The sequence below is a fragment of the Streptomyces sp. NPDC004051 genome (assembly GCF_053604275.1).
Genome location: NZ_JBSGHG010000086.1, coordinates 1 through 2,264, shown reverse-complemented (window position 1 = coordinate 2,264; position 2,264 = coordinate 1). Strand labels below are relative to the sequence as shown.

Below are 2,264 nucleotides of genomic sequence, written 5' to 3'. Positions count from 1 at the left end.
CGCGGTGATGGGCGCGCAGGGCGCGGTCAACATCCTGCACCGGCGCGCGATCGCCGAGGCCGAGCAGCCGGAGGCGGTCCGGGCCCGGCTGATCCAAGAGTACGAGGACGCGCTGCTCAATCCGTACGCGGCGGCCGAGCGCGGCTACCTGGATGCGGTGATCATGCCGTCCGAGACCCGCCGGCAGCTGGTGCGCGGGCTGCGCCAGCTGCGCACCAAGCGCGCGGCGCTGCCGCCCAAGAAGCACGGCAACATTCCCCTCTGACCCCAGGAGCCGCTGTGATCAAGGTCGTACGGGGCAATCCCACCCCGGAGGAGCTCGCCGCCGCACTGGCGGTGGTCCGCGTCCGCGTCGCGGCGGCGTCCGCCACGCCGTCCGGCACGGACGCCCCCCGCGACTCCTGGTCCGACCCGTCCCGCATCGCCGCCCGCCACCTGCCCCAGCCGGGGCCGACGACCTGGTCGCGGACGTACTGGCCGGGCGGGTAGGGCCGTCCGGCGCACCGGACGGCGGTGACGTCCGGGGAAGTTGAGTACGCGTACTCAGGCACCCCGGAGGTCACCGCCGGAGCATGGAGGACATGCTGTGGTCCGACCCCGAGAACGAGCCGCCCAAGGAACTGCGGGACACGCAGGACATGTTGCGGCGGCTGGGCGTTCTCGTCGCGCTGGCCATGGTGCTCGCGATGCTCGTGATCGGCGTGAGGTGAGGCATCCGGCCCACGCCGATACGCTGACCGCATGACAGATCAGCCCCGCCGCCGGCTCGTGCTCGCCTCCCAGTCCCCCGCCCGGCTCGGGCTGCTCCGCCAGGCCGGACTCGACCCCGAGGTGGTCGTCAGCGGTGTCGACGAGGACGCCGTCACCGCACCCACCCCGGCCGAACTCGCACTCGCCCTCGCCGAGGCGAAGGCCTCCGTCGTCGCCGCGAAGCCCGAGGTCAAGGGCGCCCTGGTGATCGGCTGCGACTCGGTGCTCGAACTGGACGGCCGGGCCCTCGGCAAACCCCGGGACGCCGAGGAGGCCACCGCCCGCTGGAAGGCGATGCGGGGCCGTGCGGGCGTCCTCCAGACCGGCCACTGCGTCTACGACACCCTCGCCGAGGGCAGCAGGTACGCCTCCGCCACCGCGTCCACCGTGGTCCGTTTCGGCGAACCCACGGACGAGGAGATCGCCGCCTACGTCGCGTCCGGCGAACCGCTCCGGGTCGCGGGCGCGTTCACCCTGGACGGCCGTTCGGCCCCGTTCATCGAGGGCATCGACGGCGACCACGGGAACGTCATCGGCATCAGTCTGCCGCTGCTGCGGCGCCTGCTGGCCGAGCTGGGCGTCGGCATCACGGAGCTGTGGGCGCCGCCGGAGGCGTGACCGGAGCCCCGTCGGCGCCGCGGGGCTCGGGGTCGGCGGGCGCGTCCGGGCGGTCGTGCGTCATCAGCAGCAGGACGATGAGGCCCAGCACCACCACCATGTACAGGAAGGCGGCCGGACCGAGCAGGCCCCACCCGAATGCACCGAGCAGCGCGTGCACCACGGCGGCGCTGATCAGCAGTATCCTGCCCGGCCCGGTGGGCGCCCGGTCGCGCAGGGCGACCAGCAGCGCGACGAGGCCGCACAGCGCGAGGTAGAGCCCGAAGACGATGCCGCCGGCCTTCGAGGACACCGACATCAGGTGCGGGTCGAGACCGGCCGGCGACATGTGCTGCCGGTCGACGACGACCCCGAGGAACCAGTTCACCGCACCGATGCCGAGCGCCTCGACGAAGAGCACGAGCGCCACGGTCCACGCCACCGGTCTGCGGACCACCGGCCCCCACCCACTTTCGAGCACGACTGTGGTTACCCCGAGTACGTTCGAGGCAGCGCGAACGTTACTGACAAGTAAAGCCAGGGACAAGGGTCATGCGAAGGGCAGAGAACCATTGGGCCATTCGTAGGGACTCGACAAAAAAACGTAGTGGGCCGCAGCACGCTCTCACAGAGACCTTGACCACATGAGCGGGCTAGGGTTTCCCGAAGGAGTCTTGCGTACCAAGGTGCGACATGGGATTTCTCGGGTCGAGCGAGCCTCGGATCACGCTCCGTGTGGGCAAGCTCACCCATGGGGACAGGTCGTAGTGCCGTGTCGGCAGTCCCTAAACTCGGCTTGTTTCAAGGAGGGAGCCTCAATCGTGCGCAAGGTGCTCATTGCCAACCGTGGCGAAATCGCTGTCCGCATCGCCCGGGCCTGCCAGGACGCCGGCATCACCAGCGTCGCCGTCTACGCC

General features: G+C 70.8%; 6 protein-coding genes. 5 read left to right on the top strand and 1 reads right to left on the bottom strand.

Annotation, left to right across the window (positions count from 1 at the left end):
- The 4 genes from ACWEQO_RS34685 to ACWEQO_RS34670 form a co-directional block, all read left to right on the top strand.
- On the top strand, nucleotides 1–265 hold a 265-nt coding region (locus tag ACWEQO_RS34685), incomplete at its 5' end, for a carboxyl transferase domain-containing protein (protein WP_452986485.1).
- A gap of 14 nt (nucleotides 266–279) precedes the next feature.
- Nucleotides 280–489 (top strand): acyl-CoA carboxylase epsilon subunit, encoded by a 210-nt coding sequence (locus ACWEQO_RS34680; RefSeq protein WP_361463090.1) that lies wholly within the window; start codon nucleotides 280–282, stop codon nucleotides 487–489.
- Nucleotides 490–581: 92 nt separating this feature from the next.
- Nucleotides 582–710 carry a morphogenic membrane protein MmpB gene (gene mmpB, locus ACWEQO_RS34675; protein WP_279334254.1) on the top strand — a complete coding sequence of 43 codons (129 nt, stop codon included), beginning with the start codon at nucleotides 582–584 and terminating at the stop codon, nucleotides 708–710.
- Between the two features lie 31 nt (nucleotides 711–741).
- Complete coding sequence (locus tag ACWEQO_RS34670; RefSeq protein ID WP_361463087.1) at nucleotides 742–1,368, top strand: Maf family protein; 627 nt, start codon at nucleotides 742–744, stop codon at nucleotides 1,366–1,368.
- Here the strand turns inward: ACWEQO_RS34670 and ACWEQO_RS34665 are convergent.
- Nucleotides 1,337–1,804, bottom strand: a complete 468-nt coding sequence (locus ACWEQO_RS34665) for a hypothetical protein (RefSeq protein WP_452986484.1) — start codon at nucleotides 1,802–1,804, stop codon at nucleotides 1,337–1,339. The genes ACWEQO_RS34670 and ACWEQO_RS34665 overlap by 32 nt on opposite strands.
- Nucleotides 1,805–2,168: 364 nt before the next feature.
- On the opposite strand from ACWEQO_RS34665, the gene ACWEQO_RS34660 reads away from it, so the two are divergent.
- A partial coding sequence (locus ACWEQO_RS34660; protein ID WP_361463092.1) for a biotin carboxylase N-terminal domain-containing protein occupies nucleotides 2,169–2,264 on the top strand: 96 nt, incomplete at its 3' end.